This is a genomic window from Seohaeicola saemankumensis, assembly GCF_021021435.1.
GTDB lineage: Bacteria > Pseudomonadota > Alphaproteobacteria > Rhodobacterales > Rhodobacteraceae > Seohaeicola.
The window spans coordinates 1-23,096 of sequence record NZ_JAINWI010000028.1 but is presented as its reverse complement, the minus strand read 5'-3'; the positions used below and the strand labels follow the sequence as shown (position 1 = coordinate 23,096).

The following is a 23,096-nucleotide window of genomic DNA, read 5'->3' as shown; positions in this document are numbered from 1 at the left end:
GTTCTCCGCCCACGCGCAGGGGACGAGAGCTGCCTCCTGCGGTCCATGGCTTGCGCCACGGCAGGACGCCGCGCTCAATGATACGGATGATTTCGTTTGTGATGACCTCGGAGGCATCGAATTTGGGCGTGCGGGATCGGGCCATGGCTGGCCTCCTTTCGAGTGTTGATGAGAGGGAGTGGTGATCAGGTTGACTGACGGGGGCGTGGATCGTTGGCGATCCTGCCACCGAGGGCTTCGACCATGTCGATGTAGGCGGCCAGCGAGACGGACCTGCCAGGGCCGCAAGGGTCAGGGTCGATCGATCCGTCCCGCGCCACCCGTGGCAGGTTCGCGAAGGCGATGACATCGGTGACCGGTCGGATATCGATGAACGGGGTCCCTCGTGCGACCGCAAGAGTGGCCAATGGAAAGCGCTCGATCGGCGCGAAGGTCGACACGGTGGTCCAACCAAGATGGATGAATGTCCCGCCCTCTCCGCAGATCACGTGCGCGTTTGGCAATGACGCCGCCTGCTTCAGATAGCCGAGGTCACGCAGGACAGTCTCGCGCTCGAGCCGTTGTGCCTGCCCCGTCTGGCCGGTTCGGCGTAGTTCCTTGTGTCGCCACCACGAGGCAGCGGTCGCGCGTAACACGCGCAAGACACCTGTTTGCATCGGAATGCCCTTCATCAGGAAAGACAGACCGGAATCCGGCCCGGACCCATCTGAGGGACCCCAAAGGCCCTCATCCGTCAGTCACAAAACCCGAAGAATACTTTCACTCTTTAGGGATCTGATGCCGGGGAGCGTTAAATGCGAAGCTCATGAGAACCTAGGATCCAGCATTCTCCGGCATCAGATCCCAATGAAGAACAGGGGCAGGCCGGTTCAACCCTCTCTCCGACACCCTCAGGCCTGACCCTCCCCGGCCCTCCTCTTCCTCTCAAACCCCATGATTTCCGGAGGTGACTTGATTTTGTTCCTGTTTTGTTCTATTTTAAGAACCACGCTAAGAAGGGAGACCCCCGATGGAAAGCACCACTTACGCCCTGCCCGCGACGCCAAAGCAGATCGCCTATGCGCGCGCGCTGGCCCTGCGCAACCAGACGCTTTTGCCGTGGGAGGTTCAGCAAGATCGGCGCTCCTTGAGCGCCTGGATCGACGCACAAGCCAAGATGAACCCGGGCGCGCAGGATAGCCGCCCGACATCAAAGCAGGTCGCCTTCGCCGAGCGCCTGTCCCGGATCAAGCGCCGCGCCGTGCCGGATGAGTGTTTCCGCGACAAGGGGCTGATGTCGAAGTGGATCGACGGGAACAAGTGAAGCTGGGCAGACCCTGCGGTGATCGAGATTACTACAGCCGATCGACAACGGATGCCCCGCCCGACCTGGCAAGCGCGATCAGGCTGGACTGGATTTTGGATGTGAAGACGGAACTGAACGTGCCGATGGGCGTGCGGTCCTCCCAAACATAGGACCGCTCCAGAATATCGGTGTTGATCTCGTCCAGCATGACCCACTTGCGGACATAGGTTTCCAGCCCCACGCGCTGCGACTCGATCTGTGGCACCTCGATAAACTTGCGCGAGGGCAAGGGCGGCTGCGTCGTGATCGGCAGGATGAACACCACAGTCTCGTTATCGGACTTGGCGACAGTGACGGCGATACAGACAGGCCGCGTCTTGCGGCCCTCGGTCTCGCCGGCCATCTGTTCGCGTTTCCACAGGAACGGATAGCGGAAAACCTCTCCAGCGGCAGGCTTAGTCATTCGCTCGCGTCAAGTCCCGCTCGAGCCCTTCTATCATCAGCGCCTTGAGGTCCTCGGGCATCTCGTCAACCATATGAGCCTGTTGCGTGGCCCCCCGCGCGAGCTGCTGATACTGATCCATGCTCATCAGCACGAATTTCGGCTTGCGATGTTTGGTGATCGCAATCGGCGACCGAATGGCCGCGTCAAACAGGTCACTTGTGTGCCGCGTCAGGTCGGCCGCCTTGAACTCGGGAAGCTCTTGCATGATCAGGGTCTCCATTCGCGCAGAATATACATACATTCCGGATATTCTGCAAGAGATGGATCGAGCCCTCCCAAGTGTCATCCGAACCGCTGCACGGTCTCAGCGTAGATGTACACATTGGAGGTGATGCCGTTCTCGATGGACTCGTCCGAGGTCAGATGGTCGTAGCCGGGATAGCCTGCCAGCGCGCCGTAGCGATCTAGCGTGACGAACGCCCCTGCTCCGCCTGATGTCCGTCGGATTGAAGACTAACAGCAGAGCCTCGATCTTTTCCATCTCCGATTCCGACACGCGAAGCCACTTATCAATCTCGGCGGTGGTCTCATCCTGTCCCGCGTGTTCTTCTTCCAGCGCCTGATGCTCGGAGAGCCGTTTGGTATGAACCGCTTCTTCTTCATCCGTCACCAGTCAATCGAGCAGCGTTGTGCCACCCGCAGGCTTATAGGCGTTAACACGCACAATCACGGCGTGCCGTTTGGTCATCCGGACCGAGGCCTCGGTGAGCATCCAACAAATCTGGAATGGCTTCTTGTTCCACGATGAATTGAACACATCTCACAGCTGCAGCTGCCGCGCGTGATCGGGGTTCACTTTCAAACCAACACTCTTCTTCTTGATGGTCGTATGGTTTAACCTGTGCCGCAATTGCCGCTTTATCGACGATGGCTATGCAGACTCACATGCCGATTGAGTGTATACGGCAAGAGCATCAGTTTCCCTGCATCATCATCGCGTCGAGGTAGGCGTTGTGGTTCCTCACCTGTCCTGTGCTGGCTCTCAAAATTAATTCGTCGAGTGCAATAAGGAGCTTCCCTGCACCTCCTTCTCTAAGGTGTCTCATGATCCTGCCTTGTTCTATTCTCAGCAATTTCCCGACATCGGCCAACAGGTTGACAACGGATTGATGATCTCTTGGTTCATTTGGGAAGAAGTCTGATACGTTTTTCAGGTCCGTCCAAGCCATAGTTGTTGGATCTCGGGATTCTTTAAAACCAGGGCTGCTGTGAGCACCTGTAGTATCTTTTTTTATATTCAATCTTGAGGGTTCTACGTGCCGGACATTTTGTCCGTCGTCGCCGGACAATTGGTCGGGCATCGTTTCCTGAGCTTCACAGTTTCCGGCCGGAAACTCTCTAATGTTCGTTCCGGCCAACTCTGCCAACTTTTTGATAAGTTCGATGATTTCGTCGGCTTTGAGAGTTGCACGGCGTAGGATGTTGCGCACGTTTTGGAGAAATGTGAAAGTCTCTTCATCGTTTGTTTGGCGCAAAGCTTCGACACGAAGGGCCAGCGCCTCCGCCCTTAGTGAGCGTAGCTCTTCTTGATCGCCGACAAGCTGTTTTGCGTGTTCTGTGAGCTCACTCTCCCGATCAAACATTGGCTGTAGATCGAAGCCAAAGGCATCTCTGATCAATCCACCGTAGCGAAGAGGGAACCGTTTGCGGGTTGCGCTATCCCTGCGTTGTATCAAATTGGCGTCCACGAGGCGTCCGATACACCTTCGGATCGTTCTTTCGTTCAGACCGTTCGTTCTCTCAGACAACGATGCGTTTGAGGGGAAGACGGTAGTCATTGAAGCTGTTTGTCCGGCCTTCTTCGGCATGAAGCTGATTAAGGCCTGCAGTGTCACAAGATCATTTGGTGTCAAACCGAGTTCTTTGCGAAGCGTTCGGATCGGCTCGATGACCCTGTACGGGTTCGTACAGGGTAAAGGAGATCGTTCCGCCAAGGCGGGTGTGTGATAAAATACCTGTCTCATGATGATGTCGGCTGAAAAAGTTTCCCCGTTCACCGCGAACGGTGTTGAAAACGATTCGGCTTCGGGGTATCAATCAGGTGTCTAAGCTAATCGAGGCCCTTCGGAAGCACTGCTTTCGGGGGGTCTTTCCTTTTCTGGCCTGTCCTCCTTTCTGTTCAGTTTCCGTTATCGTCTATGTCAGGACCATCAAGAACCTGATCCCTGCCGGAGACTGGGTTACCTATAGGTTCCATTTTCTCTGGGTTAATGATCCGCCCCGGACCAGCGGCCTTCGCGTTCGCCAACGCGAGAAGAGCGGCCTCTGGATTCTGAGAGATCCACTTATGAAGCCCGTCATCTCCGTTCTTGATGGTGATGATCACGTTTCTCTTGGTGACCTTCACCATCCCGAGTTCTGTCTGGACTGCCGATGGGGCAGGGGGCTTGTGCTGTTTCAGGAGCCCTTCGAACACCGCAAAGCGTTCGTCGGAGGTCTTGCCGGAACCTCTGGATTCCATGAGAGCATCATGGAATTCGCGGTTTCCGGCCGGAAACCCTTCATCTCCTGAGAAGCCAAGGCTCTCATAAGACTTTGCGGCAGCATACCAACGATCCCGACCAACCCCGGGTGCCGCCCCGATCTTTTGGATGAGTTCAGTCGGAATACAGGAAGTGACTTGTTTCATGCGAGCAAGTCCCGTGAGCTTGTCACCGGCTTTTCTTGCTTTCTGATCGATGTTGAGGGCATCACAGACCAGCCCCTCATCCTTGCCGGCCTCTATGAGAGAACGTGCAAACAGGGCTTTCTCAATCCAGCTGAGGTCTTTTCGAAAGCTGTTCTCTTGGCCTTGTGCAAGAACCGCTTGGTCCTCATCCAAGCCTCTGATGAGAGCCTTTGCAGGCTTGCCGATAAGTCGAAGCGCAGCTAATCGCCTGCGCCCATAGATGATCCTATATCGCCCCCCTTCGGGGCTCAGAAGTATCGGGATAAGCTGTCCCTGCTTATCAATACTTTCAGCCAGTTCCCTGATGTCATCTTCGTCATCCAGGGCCAGACGATCCTGGAACTCGGAATCATCAATAAGGTCGGTACTGATTTCTTGAATTGAAGATTGTGCCGCATCCTGAAGAGAACGGGCCATTCCCGAAAGGGCAGGGGCTCGTGACTGGGTTCGAGTCGGAGAAATCGACGAGTTCTCCTGCTTTTCTTCATCCTCGGGAATGTCGAATGTGACTTTGCGGGCCATTACTTGCGCCCCCATGCCGTTTTGATGAGCCCTTCGATCTCCGCCACAACCCCGTTGATGGACTCGATAGCCCGATCGTACGTCTGGCGATGAAAATCCGTTCTGGCGATCTCGAACAGTGTCTGTTGCGTGAGCCCAGCGTCAGAGACTGCAGAGGATTTCAGGAAAGGCTGTGTAAGAACGTCATCCGTGAACATGGTCCGCAGGAATGCCGCCATCTGGGTTTGGGGGCCGTCATTGGGCTCGAAACGAGTGATTAGAAACCTCATGAAGTCCCAGTCGGGCGATGCGCCCACATCAGCAATTGTTGCCATGAGGCTGGATGTGAGCTGCAGGAATTGGGCCATCGAGGCGACGTCAAGCATGCTTGGAATGACAGTGACGACTAGGGATGTCGACGCTACCAAAGCTGATAGTGTGGTAAACCCGAGTTGAGGTGGGCAGTCGATGACGACAATGTCGTAGTCTGTCTCGACTTCATTAATGCAAAGGGCAAGCCGTTGATAGAACGGCGGCCTGATATTGTTTCGAAGGGCGTGTGCGGTTTCGGTCTCGAACTCAGAGAGCAGCAAGCCGGCCGCAGCTAGATCGAGGTTGTGGAAATACGTTTTGCGCACAACGTCTCTAAAGGGGATAGGGTCCTCGTACCGTAGGGCATCGTACACCGTTCCGGCTTCAGGGAAGTCGATTTCTGGGCGGAAACCGAACATGGTGGTCATTGAGGCTTGCGGATCGAGATCGATTGCCAGAACTCGATAACCGTCAAGGGCGAGCTTTTGAGCAAGATGGATCGCCGTTGTCGTTTTTCCGGCGCCCCCTTTGAAGTTGGCGATCGAAATGATCTGAATATGCTCCCCTTCCCGACGACGAGGAACGATATGTTGGAACTTAGTGCTTGACCGGGCAATTTCGTGGCGCGCTATGTCGATCTGCTCTGCAGTGTAGAACCTGCGGCCGCGGGCATCCGTCTCGATGTCACCGAGGTCGAGCTTGTCCTCGAAGAACATCTTCCGCAGAAAATCCTGGCTTACCCCGAGGATCCGAGCAACCTCCGTGGATGAGAACCGTCTGAGAGCCTTTCGTTCATCAGGTAGAAACGACTTGCGCATATTCACATCAAGCGATTTGCTTAGACGTGTCGCCATCGTTTGGATCTTTTGATCCATTCTGATCCGCTGCTCGTTCATGCCCGTCCCGCCGCCCGTCTTCCGGGTCTATCTTGAGAAGGAACGCAAAACCGCCGGAAACTGATGGTTAGCGTTCTTCCGCAAAAATGTCAGGAAAGCGTTTGACAGGCAAGGATTTTTTCAAATGGTAGGCCGGTAACCGATGAAATCATTTATTTACAATAACTTATCATATTTCGTGGCTCCATCGCATCAAGTGCTTGTGTCGCTGCCATCTCCTAATCCCAAGATGTATCCCATTCACATAGGCGGTTTTGCTTCCAAAGACCGAATCTGAGTCTCTTAAATCATTCCCAGCTTCTCGGCCCGCTCCAAGAGCATTTTCACCGAAGACGGCTGCCAGCTTGTCCGCCCACGGGGCGTGCGTTCGCGCATCGCCTCCAGCCGGGTGCAAATCGCCTGAAGCGTGATGTCGGGGTCCGCGCCCTTGATGGCGGCGACGATGGCGGGCAGGCGGTCGTCGGTTTCGCGGCGGCCGGCGCGGGCTAAAACTGTTTCGGGCAGGAAGCCGTCGCGGACATAGGCCTTCACGGCGCGCAAGAGACGGCCTTGGGTCCAGCGACGCGCCTCGGGCAAGGGGCCGTTGATGATGCGCACCACGTCTTCCCAGGCCAAGTCGGGGCGTAACCGGCGCACATGGGGCACCCAATCTTGTGCCGTCTCGTTCAGACGCTCCATGTAGCCGTTCTGTCTTGCCAGCCGCACCTTGCGAAGAGCGACAGGGTCTTTGGCCCGCAGACCAGGGTTCCCGCCCACGCGGCCCTTGGTGCGCGCAGAGGCCAGCCCCGCCTTGGTGCGTTCCCGGATCAGGGCGCGCTCGAACTCCGCCGCAGCGCCCAAGACCTGCAACGTGAACTTGCCTTGCGGGGAGGCGGTGTCGATGGGGTCCTGAATGGAACGGAAGAACGCGCCTTTCGCTTCCAGCCGCTCGATCACCTCCAGCAGATGCGACAGGGATCGCGCGAGGCGGTCAATCCGCACGACCACCAGCGTGTCGCCCTTGCCGATGCGCTCCAACACCCGCGCAAGCACCGGCCGCGCACGATTGCCGCCCGATGCCTGTTCTTCATGGATCTCGGCGCAGCCCGCGGATTTCAGGGCCTGCGACTGGGGCAGGGGGGTCTGGTCCTCGGTTGAAACGCGCGCGTAGCCTATCAATGGCATCAAAACAGTCTTTTTGCAGTTTCATATACCGCCTATAAACGACCGATTGATAGCGACGAGAGGAGAAAGGTCGCATGATGGCTGATCATCGCCCACGATCAGCTTCCATTGACCAAAGCTGAACATTGGCATATATTGCCAATGAAGGAGACCTGATCCATGGTGACACGCAACGTAGTCCTCACCGAAACCCAAGACCATCTGGTTCAAGCACTGGTGGCGTCCGGGCGCTACCAGAATGTGAGTGAAGCCATGCGCGCTGGCCTGAGGCTGCTCGAGCAGGAAGAAGCACAGCTGGCCGGGATCCGGAAGGGTCTCCTAGAAGGTCTGACGCAGGCCAAGGCGGGTGATCTTGCGGAGGGCAGCGGCAAAGATGCGATCCGGAGAGCCTTTGCGTCTGCGCGCACGCGTTCATGAGTCGATCCCTCCGGCTGACCCGTCGTGCGGAAGCCAGCCTCACCGAAATCGCCAGATGGACGATCGAAAATTTTGGGCTGCGCCAAGCAGAGCTCTACGAGGCGGAATTGCTCAACTGCTGTGAAAGTATTCTGAACGGCCAGGCCCATAGCCGGAGTTGCGCAGTTCTCGTTGATGATGTCGAAGACCTGCGGTTCATAAGGGCAGGGGAACATTTCCTGGTGTTCCTAGATCAGCCTGACGAGGTCATCATCGTGGATATCCTGCATTCCCGCAGTGATCTTCCGCGTCATGTCGCAGCGTTGGCAGCCCTCAGAAATGTCGACCTATAGCCCTGCGGCTTTGGTCAAGTTCACCCGGAACCGGTCGCGCCGTCGCTGATAGCGGCGGGTCATCTCGGCCGAGGCGTGGCCAAGCTGCTTCTGGACGTAGCGCTCGTCGACTTCGGCGGAGCTGGCGAGACCGGCGCGCAACGAATGGCCGGAGAACAGAGCCAGGCGGTCTTTCTCAGGCAGGTCCGACCGGATGCCGGCGTTCAGAACCGTGCGCTTGATCAGGCGCGCGACATGCTTGTCGTTTAACCTGGTTTCAGATGCCCGCTTGCCATCGCGCGAGGTGCCGACAAAGACCGGACCAAAGTCGATCTTGGCGAAGTGCAACCATTGCTCAAGCGCATGGACCGGGCAGGTCTGATCCTTCGAGCCGCGGCCAATCTCGACCTCGCGCCAGCCGGTCTTAGCATTGAGCATGAGCAGGGCGCCCTTGTCGAAGATCTCGATCCAGCCGCCGGTGTCCGGCGTGTCGTCCTTGTGGACGTCGAGGCTGACAATTTCCGAGCGGCGCAGACCGCCCGCATAGCCAATCAGCAAGATCGCCCGGTCCCGCAGACCGCGCAGGTCGAAAGCAAGGGTGGCCACCATCGCGAGGATGTCCTCGGCCAGGATCGCTTCCTTCTGCACTGGCGGTCGGGCGTGCCTGCGTTTGATCCCTGCAAACACCGTGGCGATGTGCCGGTTCTTGCGATCCAGGGTAAATCCCCGCTGCGCATAGTTCCAGCCGAGGCCCGACAGGCGGCGGTCGATTGTACTGGCCGATAGGGCAGGGGAGGGGCCTGATCCGGACGCCAAGTCTGCGAGATAGAGCCCGATCATCTCGGGTGAGGGGGGCAGAGGCTCCGCGCCCTTCATCCGGCACCAGCGCGCGAAATGCGCCCAGTCTTTCGCATAGGCCTTCAGCGTATTGTCAGAAGCCGCGGCGCGCGCATAGTCGCGCGCGGTATCGACGAGGCGATCCAGGCTGCCGGAGCCTGGGACGTGGGCGGGCAGGGAGATATCGTCGCTTTTTTCTTGATCTCTCTCGTCGTCCTGAGCGGTACTAATCACACCAGAGTTTGATGATGTCGATTTCTCGTCCTCTGCGGCCATTTTCCAGTGAATCCAGCGATGAAATTGAATTGTCTCGCAGCATATCTTTTTATGTCCGATAATGCAAACTTATCGGACATTATGGCAAAAGATAGAGTGAGGCGTTTTCTGTGCAATTTTCTGGAGAAAAGCGCCGCGATGGTTTAGGCTTCAGTCATGACATTTGCCCGACCGGAACACTCCATCGACACAGACACTCTACCCCGGATGCCCGCCTGGGTCACCTCGGCACGGGTTGAAACCCTTGAAGATGTGGCGTTTTTGTCGGGCGCTGCGTTGAACCACTTGCATGTTGTGCTGGGATGCGCGGAGGTGCCCCAAGCCTTGTTGCGGGAGCGGCTCGCGCTGTGCGCAGCTGAGGCTTGTGTTGCGTTTTCTGGCCGACGGGAGCGGGCAGGGGAACTGCGCGATGCAGCGCACCTTCTGCGTCCCGGCGATCTACCCGGACCGGCAGGTGAAACCTATCTGATCTGGCGGCGCGCGGTGGAGCGGCCGGTGGCGGTCAAGGCTCTGGGCCGAGCCTTGTCGGCCTTCGAGCCGGGCCAGATCGCGACGTGGCTCGATGCGGGGGTGGGGGCGCCGGTCAAACGAGCAGCACTGGTGCTGGAAGCTGTTCTGCGCGAGGCGCCACGTGCTGACGAAGCTGCGCTGATCCTCGCGGATGCTGCACTCGCCCAGGCGCTTGGTTGGGATCATGTCGTGCCGCTGCTGGCGGCTGGCCTGAAACGTGCCGACCTGCGCAAGCAAGGCGACGAATTGAAGCTCGCCTGTCATCGGGCGCTCGTGTCATCGGCGGCCGAGGCCGTGCGTCTCTCCACCAACCTCACGCGTCGGGCGGCGCATCTGAAGGCGGTCGCACCAAAGCTTCGGGCCAAGGGGGCGGCCGACGCCGTCGAGATATTCCTGAAACAGGACGCGGTCGCTCCCTCAGTCTTGCCTTTGCCGGACCGCGCGGCGCGGCGGCTCTGCGACCGGCTGGTCGATCTCGGCGCTGTGCGCGAACTGACTGGCCGGGACACCTTCCGGCTCTACGGGGTGTAACGATGGCCAAGGATCGCTCCGAGCCTGAATTTGACCGCGAGTTGTCCGACCTGCCGCCGGAGCTGCGCTGGCGCGAATGGATGCGGCGGATCGAGGCGGTACTGTTTGCCTCTGCCTCGCCTGTACCGCGCGAGGATCTGGCGCGCATAGTGGGGCAGGCGACCTCGGTTGATCTGCTGATCGAGGATCTTGCCGCCGATCTAGAAGGGCGGGCGTTCGAGATTGCCATGGTCGCAGGGGGGTGGATGTTCCGGACGCGGTCTGTTTACGCGCCTGCGATCCGCTCCGCAGCGGATGTCGGGGACCAGTTGCTGGACCTGAACGAGTTCGACGTCGCGATTTTGGCGGCCATCGCCTACCATCAGCCAATCACGCGCGATGGGCTGAAGGACATCTTCGGCAAGGAGATCGGTCGGGACCTGATCGGGCGGCTCCATGCACACGGTCTGATTGGAACTGGGCCGCGCGCGCCGCGTCGTGGTGCCCCCTATACCTTCGTGACCACAGACGCGTTCCTCGCGGCCTTCGGGTTGGAGAGCTTGCGGGACCTGCCGGATCCTGAACAGCTGAATGATGCCGGGCTGGCCGCGAGCGCCTGAAACTCACCGGGAATTTTTACAGCGCTTGCCGCTGCTGATCGAGCCGCGCGGCCGCCTGAACGAGATCCGCCAAATTCGGGCCAGCGGTGTTAGAGCAAGGCCCAGCTTTGGGCCGAGGCAGGACGGCATCGCTGAAAGATGTGACCAGTCCGCCCCAAGCTGGCGCAACCTGAGCGACGCGTTTCCAATAAATGATCGCGGAACTTCTTCGCGTTCCGAACGGCGTCGATTGCCCGTCCGTCAATTGCCAAAACAGCTGATAGCGATCCCGATGAGAGAGGCGCGCGATGGACATTGGCCGTCGACTGAATTGAAAGCAGGCTGATCCAAGAAGGTCCGGGAGTGATCGCCCCTCTGCCATTCGATGCCCTGATGCCTGCAGACGAAGCAGATCGTCGATCAGACGCTCAAGACGCCGATCCTTGGTTTCCTTGTCCCACTCGTTCGCGGCGGCAGGGACGATACCCTGCGCTCTTCCCGATACCGCGCCAGATAGTTGTAGACTTGGCGTGTCGAAAGCCGCAGCTCGGATGCCGCGCGCATCACGGCCTCACGCACGGGCGCCGCCCCGTCAAGAATCCGGTCCAACTCGCGCGCGATCCGCATCGCCTTGGCCCAAGCTTCATCCGAGGCATGCGCTCCGCCGGACGTCATCGATATGAAACTTTCGAAACCGGCTGGGCAGTGCGCCAACAGGGCGGCCACTTGCTGAAATACGGAACCAAAATTGAAACCTTAAGCTGAAAAATGATGTGCAATATCGCGGTATCTTCCAGAAATCACGTAATAATCATGTGCTGAAATGGTGAAGAAAATGCGACAGTGGTTCCTGCCCGGTCCGATGGACGAGGAGCCAGATTATCTGCCGCCCGGACCTAGGGCAGAGCTTCGTGAAACCGCAGTCCTCGACGATTGGCGGAAGGCAGAGGCGGGCAATGCCGCGCGTCTCGCCCGTGTGGCTGGCCGGATCGGCGCGCTGGACGACCGGCTGCGCCGTGGCCCGAAAGGTTGGCGGCACAGGCTCGCGCTGATGGAGGCGGCAGACCTCAGCTGGTTTGTAGGCGACCGAATTGGCCCGGATCGGCTGGCGCTCTGGAAATCCATGCGCTTGTCCGGCGTGCAGGACGACACCGCGGCGCTCGCGCGTGTCGGATGGGCAGTGCGGCGTCTTACAGGCGGCCTTGGACCGGAAGTGGACCTGTCCGCCTTCCTCGACCGCCGCGACCCCGAGAACCTCGGCGTTGAAGCCGAACCGTTCGCGGAACGCGCGGGCGGTTGGCTCGATCTTATGGCGCAAGCCGCCGATCTTCACCCAGTCACGCGCGCTTGCATGGGCTTCCATCTCTGGAGTCTCGCGGGCCTCGGGCAGCACGGCGACCGGATGGAAGCGGCGGTCACAGCCGCACGGATCGTGGCCAGTGAGGGCAAGGGGGCGCTCTTCGCGCCTTTGGCCATGGGCGGGGCAGGAGGATTGCGCTCCGGTGGCCCACCCGCTGACCGTCTGTCTCGTTGGCTTGACGGGATGGAGACCGCATGCCTGACCGCAATGCGTCACCTCGATGATATCGAGGCATGGTCGGCGAGGGCGGAAGCCGAGATGAGCCCGCTTTCCGGCCGCACGCCCCCGGCCTTGTGCGCGGTACTTACCGAATGGCCGCTCGTGTCCGCTCCGATGGCCGAGGCCCTGATCGGCGCCAGCCGGGCTGCCATCCAGCGCAACCTTGCTTGGATGGAAGCGCGTGGTCTGATCCACGAGATGACGGGGCAGGGGCGGTATCGGATGTGGAGGGTCGCAACTTAAGCCGTGCTCTTTGTCGGGGGGCCGACAGTTTATGTTAGAGTCAACGCTTCTGTCCGCCAAACTTGCAGACAATTCGCGCATCGAGCCCACTTTGATGAATTTTGCTCGAAGCACGAATGTCCGCATGGATGAAAACGAACCGCCCGTGTCCAGTCTTCGTCTCTTGCTGCGGCTTATAAATGCGTGGCCCAGCGAGGATGGCTCTCGTCAATGATCAAGGCATGGCTGTGCCTGCGATGTCCCCTTAGGTGGGGATGGTCGAGTGGCAAATTACCGTGGGTGTGCTCAAGCTCAACGGGATCGCCGGACGGCCAGAGTTTCAGCGCTGCGAGCATTCCGAAGGCGGCGATGAGGGCCAGTCCGATCAGTGCGGGAACGACACCATAGACTGTCAGCAGCCATCCCGACAGCGGATAGGTCACAAGCCAGCAGGCGTGGACAGCGCGAATTGCGCCGCGAAGAGTGCCGGGCGGTCCCCGGCGTGGGCGGAACGGCGCAGCAGTCGGCCGGAAGGGGTGAGGACAGCGGAATATCCGAGCCCCACCAGCAACCAGGCTGTCAGAAGGATGGACCAGCCAAGGCCCGCTCCAAGGACCGTCAACGCCAGACCGACCAGAGTAGCCACCATCAGCGTGGCTCCGCCGAACATCACGGGCCGGTCCGGCAACACATCGAGAACACGCGGCAGGACCAGCGCGGCGATCATCGACCCTGCGCCGAAGGCGAACATCGTCCAGGCCAGAGCACTTTCCGAAAGGCCGAGCGAGCCGCGCACAAGAACGACGGTATTGACCAGCACCATCGCACCTGCCGCCGCCGCCGCGAGGTTCAATGCCAAGAGCCCGCGCAAGCGGGGCGTGGCCAGATAGATGCGGATGCCGCGCGTAGTGCGGTCATAGACACCGCGCGGCTCGGATGGGCGGGGACTGGGCAGCACGACCGAAACAACCAGAAGGGCCGATGCGGCGAAACCGAGGACCGTGCCGAGGAAAAGCGAATTGTAGGACATCACCGCGAGCAGAAGGGCCGCCAGCGTCGGGCTGACGATGTTTTCCAGATCGTAGGCCAGCCGCGACAGCGACAGCGCGCGGGTATAGCGCGCCTCTTCGGGCAGAACGTCCGGGATCGTCGCCTGAAAGGTCGGCGTGAAGGCGGCGGAAGCCGATTGAAGAAGGAAGATCAGGACGTAGACCTGCCAGACCTCGGTCACGAAGGGCAGTGCGAGCGCGACACCGGCACGCACCAGATCGAGCGTCACCAGAAGCGCGCGGCGCGGCACGCGGTCTGCGAAAGCCCCTGCAATGGGCGCGATGCCCACATAAGCAACCATCTTGATGGTGAAGACTGTGCCGAGGACCAGCGCCGCCCCGTCGCCCGAAAGATCAAAGGCGAGCAGGCCGAGTGCGACTGTGGCGAGTCCGGTACCCAGAAGGGCTACGACCTGTGCCAGAAACAGGTGCCGATAAGTGCGGTCGGAGAGAATATCGAGCATGGTCAGCCTCAGAGATATCGGGCGATCGCCCGCAACTCGGCGCGATCAGTTTCAGAACTTTCAACGTCGATACAATGGTCCATGTGATCATGGATCAGCGCACGCTTGGCGTTCGTCACGGCCTTTTCGACCGCTTGCATCTGCTGAGCAATCTCCAGACAGGGTTTGCCCGCCTCGATCATTTCGATCACGGCGCGCAAATGGCCGTCAGCGCGTTTCAGCCGGGCGACAAGGGCGGGATGGGTTGCATGGACTGGATGTTTTGTCATAAAGTAGTTCTATCCCCCCCGGGAGGATAGAACAAGATGGTGCCACGACGCACCACGCTAGAGACGGGCAGACGGGCAGATCCTATGGATACCTTGAGGACAGTTGTAAACGCCGCGTTTGCGACACTCTTATGTTTGGCCGTACTCCTCTGGTCTGTGGTGCCCGCAACCTCGCACGCACCCTCAGTCATCGGCGTCCTTCAAGAGCACGCAGAAATGGTTGCTGAGCACGGTCATTCGCATGGACTGGAAGAAGACCTCGCCTGGGCCATGCATGGACATAGCCATGACAGCATCGATCACGATCACAGTCAGGCGGTCGTGCCTGGCCCCGACCGATCGCCGCACCCGCTCGATATTTATAGAGCCGCATGGCCGTTGAGTTCGGCCACGTCGAACACCTTGCAGACATACCAAATCGAAAGACCTCCGCGCGTCTGATCGACTGCGTGCCAACAGCGCGCTGCATTCGATCATCAACACATATGCGGAGTTCAATCCATGAATACAGTCCACCAGGGCTGGACCGATCCCGGCATACGCCGGATCGTGATCCTGTCCTTCATTGCCCTTTCGGCGCTCGTCCTGGGTGCGGAAAACGCTCTTGCCCATGCCGTCACAGAAGGTGACGCAGGCTATATCCAGGAAATCTGGGGGGTGAACATCATCCCCTTCATGTATCTCGGCGCCAAACACATGGTCACGGGATACGATCACATCCTGTTCCTGCTCGGCGTCGTCTTCTTCCTCTACAAGATGAAGGATGTAGGCATCTATGTCAGCCTCTTCGCCCTCGGGCACTCGACCACGATGCTGGCCGGTGTCTGGTTCGGCTGGGGCATCAACGCCTACATCATCGACGCGATCATCGGCCTTTCGGTCGTCTACAAGGCGCTCGACAATCTCGGGGCTTATCAGCGCTGGTTTGGGTTCCAGCCGAACACCAAGGCCGCAACGCTGATCTTCGGCTTCTTCCACGGCACGGGCCTGGCCACGAAGATCCTAGACTACGAGATCGCGTCAGAGGGCCTACTGGCCAATCTTCTGGCGTTCAACGTGGGCGTCGAGCTTGGCCAGATCATGGCGCTTGCCGTGATCCTCATCGTCATGGGCTTCTGGCGGAAATCCCCAAGCTTCTTCCGCCAAGCCTACACCGCCAACGTCGTCATGATGTCCATGGGATTCATCCTCATGGGCCTGCAAATCACCGGCTACTTCGTAGCCACCTGAGAATTTAGGAGACCAAAATGTTTAACGCAAAAAAACCGAGCCTTGATGAGCTTCCCAGCTCCGCGCAGCTTATCCGTTCCACTGCCATTGCGGCGGCCAGCGCCGTTGCGATCCTTGTGACCGTCGTGCTGCCTGCCGAATACAACATCGACCCGACCGGGATCGGCGGGGTTCTCGGGCTGAGCGAGATGGGTGAGATCAAAGCCCAGCTTGCGGAGGAGGCCGAAGCCGACAGGCTGTTGGAGATCGAAGCCGAAGAGCAGTCGAGCCTTATGAACGATATCTTTGGACTTTTTGTCGGCACGGCATATGCACAGGACGCCGAAATCTGGCGTGACGAAACCACCTTTACGCTTGCACCCGGCGACAGTGCCGAGTGGAAGCTGGTCATGGAAGAGGGCCAGACGGTGGAATACCGAATGCTGGTCGATGGCGGTCGGGTGAATTTTGACATGCACGGCCACGGCGGCGGCAATTCGGTGACCTATGAAAAGGGCCGCGGTTCGACGGGCGACGAGGGCGAGATCATCGCGGCATTCGACGGCGAACACGGATGGTTCTGGCGGAATCGGGACAGCCAGCCCGCAACCGTGACTGTCCAGGTGCGCGGCGAATACACCGAATTCAAAGACGCAAGTTGACACAAGGGCAGCCACCCGCATGAAAAGATGCGGGTGGTTGCCTGGCTCCGAAACAGACCTTGGATGAGTCCGCAGTCTCGCCTCAGATTTTCCCCCGAAACCAACCTCGGGCATCTTTTGGCCAATCAGTGAGTACCCGCGTGGCAATGTCACGCCTATGTTACGGGATACTTCTTGACCTCCCCCTACTGGAAGCTTGCATAAGGATCGCATGATCTGCGTTTTCCGCCTCATTTTGATTCTTGCATTGAGCTTCGGTGCCGTGGTTGCGCCGGATGTATCGGCAGCGAATGCGGCTGAGGCAGCAATGGCTCAGATGGTGGGCGCTGAAAGCGGGGACGACCATTGCGGCGGATGTGATCCGATCGGATTTGCTGACGGGATAACCTGCGAGGGTGGGTGTACAGTCCCTTGTGGCGCGGGAACTACGGCCGGTATCGTAGCTCGTACGTCAGCGATGACGCTTGAGATGGCCTTCGGTGTTGTCATCCCGGTCGCGGGACCTGTGATCCCGATTGGCGCGGTTCCCTCCCTTGATCCATTTCCTCCCAAGCTGCCTGTCTGAACCTGATAGCGGCCTCGCTTGTTGCGGGGCCTGACCGTTGCCTTGGCCGAAGCTGGCTGAGTGCGACCCTTTCAGATCAAGGCAGAAGTAATGACCCTCAACAGACTGATTTCACGACGGCACGTGCTGCGCACCGGTGCCGCTTTCACGGCCATATCCACTCTGTCACCGGCACGAGTAGCGATGGCAGGTCCGACAGAGGACCCATTCTTGCTACGCGCTGCGGCCGGACAAGCCGCCCTGCGACCGGCACCCTACGGCCCTACCGACGTCTGGAGCTACAACGGATCCCTCCCCGGCCCCGAGATCCGGGTGCGGCAGGGAGACCGAATTCGGGTTCTGGCCCGGAACGGGCTAAATGAAGGGACGACGGTCCACTGGCATGGCATTCGCACACCCAATGCGATGGACGGTGTGCCGTTCCTGACACAGGACCCGATCCCGGTCGGTGGCGAGTTTCTCTACGAATTCGATGCGCTGGACGCAGGTACATTCTGGTATCACCCGCACCAGCGCAGTTCGGAACAGGTCGGGCGCGGGCTTTACGGGCCGCTGATCGTCGAGGAAGCAAACCCGATCCGCGTGGATCGCGATTTGACCTGGATGCTCGATGACTGGCGGATGACCGGCGACGGACAGATTGCGACAGATTTCGGAAGCCGGCACGACGCGATGCACGGCGGTCGTATCGGCAATTCCGTGACGATCAACGGCCAGATCCCTGACCGTATCGCGGTGCGATCCGGGGAACGCATCCGCCTTCGGCTGGTCAATGCAGCGAACGCGCGGATATTCGGGCTGGATTTCGGGGGGCTTGCGCCGGTCGTGGTCGCTCTGGACGGTCAACCCGTGTCACCTCATGTACCAGACGATGACATCGTGGTGGTCGGTCCGGCCATGCGTGTCGATCTGGTGATTGATATGACCGGCAAGCCCGGAGAGAGCCTGACCATCACCGATGTCTTCTACAGGGATCTGGAATACCGTCTGGTCGATCTCGCCTACGGGCCGGATCGGTTACGGGACGCGGTCCCGGACTGGTCGATGGAACTGCCACCCAACCCGCTGGCCGAACCCGATATGCAAGCTGCCACGCGGCATCAGATCATCTTTAATGGCGGCATGATGGGGCAGATGATGATGGGCGGCGGCATGGGGTCCATGATGGAGCAGATGCGCGAAGGCAACATGTGGTTCATCAACGGCAAAGCAGCAACGGGGCACATGATGGATCCATTGCTGGTCCTGCCGCAGGGCACGTCGCATGTGCTGCAGATGGACAATCGCACCGCGTGGCATCACCCGATGCATCTTCATGGACATTCGTTCCGTGTGATCACACGGAACGGGCAACCGACACGGCATCGCGAATGGCAGGACACCGTCCTGATGGCACCGGAGGAACGGGTCGAGATCGCCTTCGTGGCGGACAATCCGGGAGACTGGATGTTCCATTGTCACATCTTGGAACACCAGGCGGCCGGCATGATGGGCATCATACGTGTCGATCCTGGCACGACCAAAACCTGAAACAATCTCACGTAACGATCACCACGAAAGGAAAGAACCGATGAAGAAACTAATTGGACTTGCCAGTCTTGGCACCGCAGGTGCTGCCGCTGTCCTTGCAATGAGCCTGAATGCCGCGCCTGCAGCAGCGCAAGAGGCCACGCTCTACAAGAACCCGCAATGCGGATGCTGCGAGAGCTATGCGGACTACCTGCGCGAGAATGGCTTCACGGTCGAGGTAAAGCCGACCCATGATCTGGCTCAGATCAGCCGTGATGCAGGTATCCCGGACGATTTCCAGGGCTGCCATACGACCTTTCTGGGTGACTACGTCGTCAGCGGTCATGTGCCAATTGATGTCGTCAACAAGTTGCTTGATGAGCGCCCGGACATTGCCGGTCTGACACTTCCCGGCATGCCGTTGGGATCGCCGGGTATGGGGGGCGCGAAGCAGGAACCGTTCAAGATTTACACCGTCGAAGAAGGTGTGAACCCGACCGTCTATGCGGTCGAATGATTAATTGCGCGGACTGGTGCGATCCCGTGCCTGACCGGTTTCAAGGGAAAACAAAGGATGAAGTGCATGATGATGGATGGTGGAATGATGGGTGGCGGCATGATGATCGCGATGGGACTGGTTTGGTTACTCATCGTGGCGGTGCTGGTGCTCGCGGCAATCGCCTTGGTCAAATACATCCGCTCGGACAGCGGAAAATAGAAATGCGCCAAGATGCGGAATGAGGGCGACAGCAACGGCGACGGCCTGTTGTCGATGGGGATTGGTCTGGGGGCGTGCGTCCTGCTTGTCGTGGCATCGATAGTAGCACTCTCGTTGTATTTGGATAGCCAGAAGAAGGCACAAGCGACATGAAAAACACCATTAGGCTCGCCGCGGTCTTGCTCGCCACAACGGTCTCTCCCGTTTCGGCGGAGAGCGACTTGCGCATGGGCGAGCGTCTCTATCAGGAGAATTGTGCCAGTTGCCATGGCGCAAACCTGGAGGGGCAGCCTGATTGGCGCACCCGATTGCCGAACGGCAGATTGCCTGCCCCGCCGCATGATGCGTCGGGGCATACCTGGCATCATACGGACCGCGTATTGTTCGACATCGTGAAACGCGGACCGGCGGCGATTGTCGGGGCCGGTTATGAAAGCGACATGCCCGGATATGAGGGCGTACTGACAGATGACGAAATCACGTCGATCGTCGACTACATCAAGAGCACCTGGCCCGACAAAGAACGTGCCTTTCAGAGTGAGCGGACCCGCGAGGACCAGCAAGCAAAGCCATGACCAGCTATCGTGACAATATGACTGTTCCCACGCCCCGCCGGAGAAATCTCGGCTTTGTGCTGGTGCCCGTCGTGGCTTTGGCCCTTATGGTCCTGTTTGGCTGGGGGCTTTTCAGCGAGGGCGATGATCTGCCGTCCGCGCTTATCGACAAGCCCGTACCGGAGTTTGCACTCGCTCCGGTGCTCGGCCGCGAGGAAGGTCTTTCGACGCAGGACCTGATCGGCCATGTTTCGCTGGTGAACGTCTTCGCCTCGTGGTGCGTGCCCTGCCGCGCCGAACATCCGCTATTCATGGAATTGAGCGCCACGGGCGAAGTGCCGCTCTACGGGATCAACTACAAGGATCCGCCCGAACAGGCGCGCGCCTGGCTAGACGAACTGGGTGATCCCTACACCCGCATCGGGGCCGACATAAACGGACGTGCGGGCATCGAGTGGGGTGTTTACGGCGTGCCTGAAACCTATGTCATCACGTCCGACGGCACCATTGCCTACCGCCATGTCGGCCCCATCACGCGAGCGATTCTGGAGGAAACCCTTTTGCCGATCGTCCGTGATCTGAAAACCCAAGCCGGCAAGGAGCCAACGCCATGAAATATCTAAAAACGGCGCTGCTCGTCTGGGCATTGTCCGTCGGCGCTGCGTTTGCCGGGCCGCAAGGCTTCGCACTGCACGACACGCCGCAGCCGGTGATCAATGTGCGCTACGAGACCGAGGACGGCAGCCGTGGGGACATGGAGGATTTTCGCGGCAAGGTGATCCTCGTGAATGTTTGGGCAACCTGGTGCGTGCCATGCCGGGAAGAGATGCCGACGCTGGATGCGCTTCAGGCGGAACTTGGCGGCGACCGGTTCGAAGTGGTCGCCCTGTCCATCGACCGGGCCGGATCGCCCGTCGTGCGGCGTTTCTACGACGAGATCGGTGTCACCAATCTCAAGATATATGTCGACAAGACCATGCTGTCGATGACCGCGCTGCGCACCGTCGGTCTGCCGACAACGATCCTGATCGACGCGCAGGGGCGGGAGCTTGGGAGACTGGTCGGCCCGGCCGAATGGGATGATCCCGAGATGGTCTCCTTCTTGCGAGGCTTTATCGAATAAGCGCCCCTGAAAGAGCGCCGCCCGCCCTTGACCGCCCAGTTATCAGAATGACCAGTACTCAAACTTCAGAAGGATTTTCCGGATGACCGACATATCATCTTCCAACGATGCGGGTGCCGCCGACATCGAAAGCGCAGGCAACTGGCCCCGGTGGTTGACACGCAGACGATTGCTGTTCGTCGGTGCGGCAACCGTGATGGGCGGCGGCATGGCTCTGAACTGGGGATGGCTCACCGCGATCGGGCTCGCGCCTGTCCTGGTCTCACTGGCACCCTGTGCCGCGATGTGCGGGCTTGGTCTGTGCATGAAGGGCGGGTCCGGCGGGAAATGCAACGATGCGGGTAGTGGCACGCCCGATCAATCCGAAAGGTGATGCAGTTGATTATCTATCTGACCCGGCGCGCCGCCTTGGTCACACTTGCGGCCACGATCTCCTTTCCGGCCTCCGCCAATCATCCGGGTGAAAATCTGGATGCGCGGATGTTCGAGATGGAGCCATACTTCCAGGCCATCGACGCAGCACAGGCCCCGGATTTCGAGTTGCGGAATGCGGAGGGCAATCCTGTGCGCTTGGCGGATTTCAGCGAAAGGGTCGTCATCCTGCATTTCATCTACGCCAACTGCCCGGATCTCTGCCCGCTCCATGCGGAAAAGATCGCGGCGGTCCAGGCTTCGATCAACGACGGGCCGATGAGCGATCTGGTGCAATTCATCTCGATCACGACCGATCCCGTGAATGACACGCCGGACGTTCTGCGCGACTACGCGGACCGGCATGGGCTCGATCCGAGCAACTGGGTCATTCTGACCAAACGGCCCGATCAGAGCGACGACGCGACGCGCCTTGTGGCGCGGGACTATGGGCTCGAGTTCACCACGACCGCCGACAGCGACATGATGATGCACGGTGCGGTCACCCATGTCGTGGATATCGGCGGGCGGTTTGCCGCAAAGTTCCATGGCATGGATTTCAAGAATGTGAACCTGATCCTCTATGTCAGCGAGTTGATCAACAATGCCCAGCATCGACGCCGGGAACGCAGTTGGTGGGACCGGGTGACAGGGGTGTTTCAATGAGTGTCACCGCGACTGGCGTCAGGCTGTCCTCGACAGACGGAATTTCACTGACAGCCCTGCGTCGGTATTTTTCGGTAATCATCCCGGCCAATCTGGTCTGGGAGTTCGCGCACATGCCGCTCTACACGATCTGGAACGAGGGCACCTGGGGTGAGATCGTCTTCGCTGCGGTTCATTGCACGGGTGGCGACATCCTGATTGCCATGAGCGCGCTGGTGCTCGCCTTGATGATGTCGGGCCGAGGCTGGCCCATTGTCGCTTCGACGCGACGCTCGGTAACCGTCCTGACGGTGGTGTTCGGGTTGGGATATACGCTGTTCAGCGAATGGCTCAACATCGTGATCCGCGCGGCTTGGGCCTATTCGGACCTGATGCCGATCATTCCGGTCCTCGATGCAGGGCTGTCGCCCGTGCTGCAATGGATCGTAATCCCGCTGATTGCCTTCTGGTGGGCATCACGGCCCTTTAGCGGACATGGAAACGCATGATGGATATTTCCGGCATCGGCATCTTCGCGGCCTTTCTGGCGGGGGCCATTTCGTTCCTGTCGCCCTGCGTCCTGCCACTGGTTCCGGGCTATGTTTCCTACATCGCTGGCCAGCCGGATTTGCGCACGACACGGTCGGTCGGTCTGCGGGCGCGCGCCGGGGCACTGGGCCTAAGCACCTGCTTCGTTCTGGGGTTTTCGACGGTTTTCGTCGCCCTCGGGGCCGGGGCCAGCGCGATCGGATCATTGCTGCTGACATGGCGCATCGAGCTGAACTATCTGGGCGGCGCGATCATCATCCTGTTCGGACTGGTCATGTTGGGCGTCTTTCGTCTGGATGCCTTCTCGCGCGACACCCGCTTCACACTCGACATTCCGGGGGGTCGCCCGCTTGGAGCCTACGTCCTGGGCTTGGCCTTCGCCTTTGGTTGGACCCCCTGCATCGGACCGATCCTTGGCGCGATCCTGACACTCAGTTCGACTTCCGGCGGTATGTCGGACGGAATCTGGCTGCTGTCGATCTATTCCGCGGGGCTGGGCGTGCCGTTCCTGTTGGCCGCGCTGTTCACCGACGCCATCGCCGCGCGGGTCAGACAGATCGGCAAGGCCGGTCGCTGGCTCTATAAGGGCGCAGGCGTCGCCATGATCATCATGGGCGTTGCCATCATGACCGGCCAATTGTCCCGGTTTGCCTACTGGCTTCTGGGAACCTTCCCATTCTTGGCCTCAATCGGTTAGTCTTCCTCGGCATTCCTGATGTGAAGCCAGATCAGTGCTGGGCTCTGATGATGTGACCGCCCCCCGACGGCATCAATGTG

The 23,096-nt window shown here is 59.5% G+C and carries 29 protein-coding genes and 1 pseudogene; 18 read left to right on the top strand and 12 right to left on the bottom strand.

Annotated elements, in window-relative coordinates; all coding sequences use genetic code 11:
- Both K7H22_RS19260 and K7H22_RS19255 read right to left on the bottom strand, forming a co-directional pair.
- On the bottom strand, positions 1-145 hold a 145-nt coding region (locus tag K7H22_RS19260), incomplete at its 3' end, for an ArdC-like ssDNA-binding domain-containing protein (RefSeq protein WP_230802442.1).
- Between the two features lie 40 nt (positions 146-185).
- Positions 186-656 (bottom strand): hypothetical protein, encoded by a 471-nt coding sequence (locus K7H22_RS19255; RefSeq protein WP_230802441.1) that lies wholly within the window; start codon positions 654-656, stop codon positions 186-188.
- Between the two features lie 353 nt (positions 657-1,009).
- Between K7H22_RS19255 and K7H22_RS19250 the strand changes: the two genes are divergently transcribed.
- Positions 1,010-1,303, top strand: a complete 294-nt coding sequence (locus K7H22_RS19250; RefSeq protein WP_230802440.1) for a hypothetical protein — start codon at positions 1,010-1,012, stop codon at positions 1,301-1,303.
- Between the two features lie 31 nt (positions 1,304-1,334).
- On the opposite strand, the gene K7H22_RS19245 is transcribed toward K7H22_RS19250, so the two are convergent.
- The 6 genes from K7H22_RS19245 to K7H22_RS19220 all read right to left on the bottom strand — a co-directional run bounded on the left by K7H22_RS19245 (position 1,335) and on the right by K7H22_RS19220 (position 7,331).
- Positions 1,335-1,748 (bottom strand): hypothetical protein, encoded by a 414-nt coding sequence (locus K7H22_RS19245; RefSeq protein ID WP_230802439.1) that lies wholly within the window; start codon positions 1,746-1,748, stop codon positions 1,335-1,337.
- Positions 1,741-1,995, bottom strand: coding sequence for a type II toxin-antitoxin system prevent-host-death family antitoxin (locus K7H22_RS19240; RefSeq protein ID WP_230802438.1), 255 nt, complete (start codon positions 1,993-1,995; stop codon positions 1,741-1,743). Before K7H22_RS19240 ends, K7H22_RS19245 begins: the two co-directional genes overlap by 8 nt.
- A 709-nt stretch (positions 1,996-2,704) precedes the next feature.
- Complete coding sequence (locus tag K7H22_RS19235; protein ID WP_269063246.1) at positions 2,705-3,754, bottom strand: helix-turn-helix domain-containing protein; 1,050 nt, start codon at positions 3,752-3,754, stop codon at positions 2,705-2,707.
- A gap of 155 nt (positions 3,755-3,909) precedes the next feature.
- A complete protein-coding gene (gene repB / locus K7H22_RS19230; protein WP_230802436.1) occupies positions 3,910-4,980 on the bottom strand; it encodes a plasmid partitioning protein RepB in 1,071 nt (356 codons plus the stop codon).
- Complete coding sequence (gene repA / locus K7H22_RS19225) at positions 4,980-6,167, bottom strand: plasmid partitioning protein RepA (protein ID WP_230802435.1); 1,188 nt, start codon at positions 6,165-6,167, stop codon at positions 4,980-4,982. The genes repB and repA overlap by 1 nt, the downstream gene beginning before the upstream one ends.
- 282 nt (positions 6,168-6,449) lie before the next feature.
- Complete coding sequence (locus K7H22_RS19220; protein WP_230802434.1) at positions 6,450-7,331, bottom strand: recombinase family protein; 882 nt, start codon at positions 7,329-7,331, stop codon at positions 6,450-6,452.
- Positions 7,332-7,490: 159 nt separating this feature from the next.
- On the opposite strand from K7H22_RS19220, the gene K7H22_RS19215 reads away from it, so the two are divergent.
- Complete coding sequence (locus K7H22_RS19215) at positions 7,491-7,748, top strand: type II toxin-antitoxin system ParD family antitoxin (RefSeq protein ID WP_219436665.1); 258 nt, start codon at positions 7,491-7,493, stop codon at positions 7,746-7,748.
- Positions 7,745-8,080 (top strand): type II toxin-antitoxin system RelE/ParE family toxin, encoded by a 336-nt coding sequence (locus K7H22_RS19210; RefSeq protein ID WP_219436664.1) that lies wholly within the window; start codon positions 7,745-7,747, stop codon positions 8,078-8,080. Before K7H22_RS19215 ends, K7H22_RS19210 begins: the two co-directional genes overlap by 4 nt.
- On the opposite strand, the gene K7H22_RS19205 is transcribed toward K7H22_RS19210, so the two are convergent.
- Positions 8,075-9,172 (bottom strand): tyrosine-type recombinase/integrase, encoded by a 1,098-nt coding sequence (locus K7H22_RS19205; protein WP_219436671.1) that lies wholly within the window; start codon positions 9,170-9,172, stop codon positions 8,075-8,077. The genes K7H22_RS19210 and K7H22_RS19205 overlap by 6 nt on opposite strands.
- 156 nt (positions 9,173-9,328) lie before the next feature.
- On the opposite strand from K7H22_RS19205, the gene K7H22_RS19200 reads away from it, so the two are divergent.
- Both K7H22_RS19200 and scpB read left to right on the top strand, forming a co-directional pair.
- Entirely contained in the window at positions 9,329-10,213 is an 885-nt protein-coding gene (locus K7H22_RS19200) for a DUF1403 family protein (protein ID WP_036562691.1), read from the top strand.
- A 2-nt stretch (positions 10,214-10,215) separates the two neighbouring features.
- Positions 10,216-10,812, top strand: coding sequence for an SMC-Scp complex subunit ScpB (gene scpB / locus K7H22_RS19195; protein WP_036562694.1), 597 nt, complete (start codon positions 10,216-10,218; stop codon positions 10,810-10,812).
- 399 nt (positions 10,813-11,211) lie between these two features.
- Here the strand turns inward: scpB and K7H22_RS19190 are convergent, their stop codons facing one another.
- Positions 11,212-11,466, bottom strand: a complete 255-nt coding sequence (locus K7H22_RS19190) for a helix-turn-helix domain-containing protein (protein WP_230802433.1) — start codon at positions 11,464-11,466, stop codon at positions 11,212-11,214.
- Positions 11,467-11,626: 160 nt separating this feature from the next.
- Here K7H22_RS19190 and K7H22_RS19185 point away from each other — a divergent pair, with 160 nt between their 5' ends.
- Positions 11,627-12,613: a hypothetical protein gene (locus K7H22_RS19185; RefSeq protein WP_230802432.1), complete on the top strand. Its 987-nt coding sequence runs from the start codon at positions 11,627-11,629 to the stop codon at positions 12,611-12,613.
- Positions 12,614-12,786: 173 nt separating this feature from the next.
- On the opposite strand, the pseudogene K7H22_RS19180 reads toward K7H22_RS19185, so the two are convergent.
- Positions 12,787-14,105, bottom strand: a pseudogene (locus K7H22_RS19180) (MFS transporter).
- 8 nt (positions 14,106-14,113) lie between these two features.
- Entirely contained in the window at positions 14,114-14,374 is a 261-nt protein-coding gene (locus tag K7H22_RS19175) for a metal-sensing transcriptional repressor (protein WP_007120627.1), read from the bottom strand.
- Positions 14,375-14,875: 501 nt separating this feature from the next.
- Between K7H22_RS19175 and K7H22_RS19170 the strand changes: the two genes are divergently transcribed.
- From K7H22_RS19170 to K7H22_RS19120, 12 genes are all read left to right on the top strand, one after another.
- Entirely contained in the window at positions 14,876-15,604 is a 729-nt protein-coding gene (locus K7H22_RS19170) for a HupE/UreJ family protein (protein WP_009820205.1), read from the top strand.
- A 17-nt stretch (positions 15,605-15,621) separates the two neighbouring features.
- Positions 15,622-16,245, top strand: coding sequence for a hypothetical protein (locus tag K7H22_RS19165; protein WP_037275469.1), 624 nt, complete (start codon positions 15,622-15,624; stop codon positions 16,243-16,245).
- A gap of 655 nt (positions 16,246-16,900) precedes the next feature.
- Positions 16,901-18,340, top strand: coding sequence for a multicopper oxidase family protein (locus K7H22_RS19160; RefSeq protein WP_075571762.1), 1,440 nt, complete (start codon positions 16,901-16,903; stop codon positions 18,338-18,340).
- Positions 18,341-18,380: 40 nt separating this feature from the next.
- Complete coding sequence (locus K7H22_RS19155; RefSeq protein ID WP_009820203.1) at positions 18,381-18,836, top strand: DUF411 domain-containing protein; 456 nt, start codon at positions 18,381-18,383, stop codon at positions 18,834-18,836.
- Between the two features lie 66 nt (positions 18,837-18,902).
- A complete protein-coding gene (locus tag K7H22_RS20115) occupies positions 18,903-19,037 on the top strand; it encodes a hypothetical protein (RefSeq protein WP_007121580.1) in 135 nt (44 codons plus the stop codon).
- A 149-nt stretch (positions 19,038-19,186) separates the two neighbouring features.
- On the top strand, positions 19,187-19,612 hold the full coding sequence (locus K7H22_RS19150; RefSeq protein WP_037275465.1) for a c-type cytochrome: 426 nt from the start codon (positions 19,187-19,189) through the stop codon (positions 19,610-19,612).
- Complete coding sequence (locus tag K7H22_RS19145) at positions 19,609-20,205, top strand: DsbE family thiol:disulfide interchange protein (protein WP_009820201.1); 597 nt, start codon at positions 19,609-19,611, stop codon at positions 20,203-20,205. Before K7H22_RS19150 ends, K7H22_RS19145 begins: the two co-directional genes overlap by 4 nt.
- Entirely contained in the window at positions 20,202-20,714 is a 513-nt protein-coding gene (locus K7H22_RS19140) for a TlpA family protein disulfide reductase (RefSeq protein WP_037275463.1), read from the top strand. Before K7H22_RS19145 ends, K7H22_RS19140 begins: the two co-directional genes overlap by 4 nt.
- An 82-nt stretch (positions 20,715-20,796) precedes the next feature.
- Entirely contained in the window at positions 20,797-21,087 is a 291-nt protein-coding gene (locus K7H22_RS19135) for a hypothetical protein (protein ID WP_037275462.1), read from the top strand.
- A complete protein-coding gene (locus tag K7H22_RS19130; RefSeq protein ID WP_037275461.1) occupies positions 21,087-21,791 on the top strand; it encodes an SCO family protein in 705 nt (234 codons plus the stop codon). The genes K7H22_RS19135 and K7H22_RS19130 overlap by 1 nt, the downstream gene beginning before the upstream one ends.
- Complete coding sequence (locus tag K7H22_RS19125; protein WP_037275459.1) at positions 21,788-22,279, top strand: hypothetical protein; 492 nt, start codon at positions 21,788-21,790, stop codon at positions 22,277-22,279. Before K7H22_RS19130 ends, K7H22_RS19125 begins: the two co-directional genes overlap by 4 nt.
- A complete protein-coding gene (locus K7H22_RS19120) occupies positions 22,276-23,016 on the top strand; it encodes a cytochrome c biogenesis CcdA family protein (RefSeq protein ID WP_037275457.1) in 741 nt (246 codons plus the stop codon). The genes K7H22_RS19125 and K7H22_RS19120 overlap by 4 nt, the downstream gene beginning before the upstream one ends.
- The last annotated feature ends 80 nt before the right edge of the window (positions 23,017-23,096 follow it).

What these genes read in the sequence shown, in the direction of transcription:
- K7H22_RS19255 (WP_230802441.1), bottom strand. Translation starts at nt 656, where the DNA reads ATGCAAACAGGTGTCTTGCGCGTGTTACGCGCGACCGCTGCCTCGTGG.
- K7H22_RS19250 (WP_230802440.1), top strand. Translation starts at nt 1,010, where the DNA reads ATGGAAAGCACCACTTACGCCCTGCCCGCGACGCCAAAGCAGATCGCC.
- K7H22_RS19245 (WP_230802439.1), bottom strand. Translation starts at nt 1,748, where the DNA reads ATGACTAAGCCTGCCGCTGGAGAGGTTTTCCGCTATCCGTTCCTGTGG.
- K7H22_RS19240 (WP_230802438.1), bottom strand. Translation starts at nt 1,995, where the DNA reads ATGCAAGAGCTTCCCGAGTTCAAGGCGGCCGACCTGACGCGGCACACA.
- K7H22_RS19235 (WP_269063246.1), bottom strand. Translation starts at nt 3,754, where the DNA reads ATGAGACAGGTATTTTATCACACACCCGCCTTGGCGGAACGATCTCCT.
- repB (WP_230802436.1), bottom strand. Translation starts at nt 4,980, where the DNA reads ATGGCCCGCAAAGTCACATTCGACATTCCCGAGGATGAAGAAAAGCAG.
- repA (WP_230802435.1), bottom strand. Translation starts at nt 6,167, where the DNA reads ATGAACGAGCAGCGGATCAGAATGGATCAAAAGATCCAAACGATGGCG.
- K7H22_RS19220 (WP_230802434.1), bottom strand. Translation starts at nt 7,331, where the DNA reads ATGCCATTGATAGGCTACGCGCGCGTTTCAACCGAGGACCAGACCCCC.
- K7H22_RS19215 (WP_219436665.1), top strand. Translation starts at nt 7,491, where the DNA reads ATGGTGACACGCAACGTAGTCCTCACCGAAACCCAAGACCATCTGGTT.
- K7H22_RS19210 (WP_219436664.1), top strand. Translation starts at nt 7,745, where the DNA reads ATGAGTCGATCCCTCCGGCTGACCCGTCGTGCGGAAGCCAGCCTCACC.
- K7H22_RS19205 (WP_219436671.1), bottom strand. Translation starts at nt 9,172, where the DNA reads ATGGCCGCAGAGGACGAGAAATCGACATCATCAAACTCTGGTGTGATT.
- K7H22_RS19200 (WP_036562691.1), top strand. Translation starts at nt 9,329, where the DNA reads ATGACATTTGCCCGACCGGAACACTCCATCGACACAGACACTCTACCC.
- scpB (WP_036562694.1), top strand. Translation starts at nt 10,216, where the DNA reads ATGGCCAAGGATCGCTCCGAGCCTGAATTTGACCGCGAGTTGTCCGAC.
- K7H22_RS19190 (WP_230802433.1), bottom strand. Translation starts at nt 11,466, where the DNA reads ATGACGTCCGGCGGAGCGCATGCCTCGGATGAAGCTTGGGCCAAGGCG.
- K7H22_RS19185 (WP_230802432.1), top strand. Translation starts at nt 11,627, where the DNA reads ATGCGACAGTGGTTCCTGCCCGGTCCGATGGACGAGGAGCCAGATTAT.
- K7H22_RS19175 (WP_007120627.1), bottom strand. Translation starts at nt 14,374, where the DNA reads ATGACAAAACATCCAGTCCATGCAACCCATCCCGCCCTTGTCGCCCGG.
- K7H22_RS19170 (WP_009820205.1), top strand. Translation starts at nt 14,876, where the DNA reads ATGAATACAGTCCACCAGGGCTGGACCGATCCCGGCATACGCCGGATC.
- K7H22_RS19165 (WP_037275469.1), top strand. Translation starts at nt 15,622, where the DNA reads ATGTTTAACGCAAAAAAACCGAGCCTTGATGAGCTTCCCAGCTCCGCG.
- K7H22_RS19160 (WP_075571762.1), top strand. Translation starts at nt 16,901, where the DNA reads ATGACCCTCAACAGACTGATTTCACGACGGCACGTGCTGCGCACCGGT.
- K7H22_RS19155 (WP_009820203.1), top strand. Translation starts at nt 18,381, where the DNA reads ATGAAGAAACTAATTGGACTTGCCAGTCTTGGCACCGCAGGTGCTGCC.
- K7H22_RS20115 (WP_007121580.1), top strand. Translation starts at nt 18,903, where the DNA reads ATGATGATGGATGGTGGAATGATGGGTGGCGGCATGATGATCGCGATG.
- K7H22_RS19150 (WP_037275465.1), top strand. Translation starts at nt 19,187, where the DNA reads ATGAAAAACACCATTAGGCTCGCCGCGGTCTTGCTCGCCACAACGGTC.
- K7H22_RS19145 (WP_009820201.1), top strand. Translation starts at nt 19,609, where the DNA reads ATGACCAGCTATCGTGACAATATGACTGTTCCCACGCCCCGCCGGAGA.
- K7H22_RS19140 (WP_037275463.1), top strand. Translation starts at nt 20,202, where the DNA reads ATGAAATATCTAAAAACGGCGCTGCTCGTCTGGGCATTGTCCGTCGGC.
- K7H22_RS19135 (WP_037275462.1), top strand. Translation starts at nt 20,797, where the DNA reads ATGACCGACATATCATCTTCCAACGATGCGGGTGCCGCCGACATCGAA.
- K7H22_RS19130 (WP_037275461.1), top strand. Translation starts at nt 21,087, where the DNA reads ATGCAGTTGATTATCTATCTGACCCGGCGCGCCGCCTTGGTCACACTT.
- K7H22_RS19125 (WP_037275459.1), top strand. Translation starts at nt 21,788, where the DNA reads ATGAGTGTCACCGCGACTGGCGTCAGGCTGTCCTCGACAGACGGAATT.
- K7H22_RS19120 (WP_037275457.1), top strand. Translation starts at nt 22,276, where the DNA reads ATGATGGATATTTCCGGCATCGGCATCTTCGCGGCCTTTCTGGCGGGG.